This is a genomic window from Streptomyces sp. WAC06614, from assembly GCF_003949795.1.
Lineage (GTDB): Bacteria > Actinomycetota > Actinomycetes > Streptomycetales > Streptomycetaceae > Streptomyces.
The window spans coordinates 1-767 of the sequence record NZ_RPRY01000753.1 but is presented as its reverse complement, the minus strand read 5'-3'; the positions used below and the strand labels follow the sequence as shown (position 1 = coordinate 767).

General features: G+C 70.7%; 1 protein-coding gene and 1 pseudogene. Both read right to left on the bottom strand.

Annotated features, from left to right (window positions below; all coding sequences use genetic code 11):
- Positions 1 to 264, bottom strand: a pseudogene (locus tag EF918_RS36305) (OB-fold tRNA/helicase-type nucleic acid binding protein); the annotation flags it as partial.
- 23 nt (positions 265 to 287) lie between these two features.
- Positions 288 to 767 (bottom strand): winged helix-turn-helix domain-containing protein (locus EF918_RS36300; protein WP_125653030.1); only part of this gene is annotated, 480 nt, incomplete at its 5' end.

Sequence of the window (767 nt, the reverse complement as noted above, 5' to 3'; positions counted from 1 at the left end):
GGACCCGTCGAAGAGCTCCGCCTCCAGGGCGGGCACTCCGGCACGCGGACGCAGGGTGACCGTCCGCAGCGTTCCCGTCACCTTGACGATCTGGCGGTCGTGGGAGTCGCAGATCCGCGTGCAGCCCGCGGCTTCTGCGTCCTCCTGCAGCTCTGCGGAATGCAGCTCCTCCTGCGAGGAGGACAGCCTCTCTATCATCCGCCGGAACCGGCCCACCGGCCTGACGGGCCGGTCGGACTTCTCGGGACGCGGGTCAGCACTCATACAGGAAGCGTACCGGCGCCCTCCTACCTCTCGAAGCGGTATCCCATGCCGGGTTCGGTGATGAAGTGCCGCGGGTGCGAGGGGTCCGTCTCCAGCTTCCGGCGCAGCTGGGCCATGTAGACCCGCAGGTAGTTGGTCTCCGTCCCGTACGAGGGCCCCCAGACCTCCTGGAGGAGCTGCTTCTGGCTGACCAGCTTGCCGCTGTTGCGGACGAGCACCTCCAGCAGGTGCCACTCGGTGGGCGTGAGCCGTACGTCGCGCCCCTCGCGGACGGCCTTCTTGGCGGCGAGGTCCACGGTGAACCCGTCGGTCTCCACCACGACCTCGTCCCCGCCGCTGCCGGCGGCCGGCTCGGCGCGGCGGACGGCCGCGCGCAGCCGGGCCAGCAGCTCGTCCATGCCGAACGGCTTGGTGACGTAGTCGTCGGCGCCGGCGTCGAGGGCCTCGACCTTCTCGTCGGAGCTGTGCCGGGCGGACAGGACGAGGATGGGCACGCGGGTCCA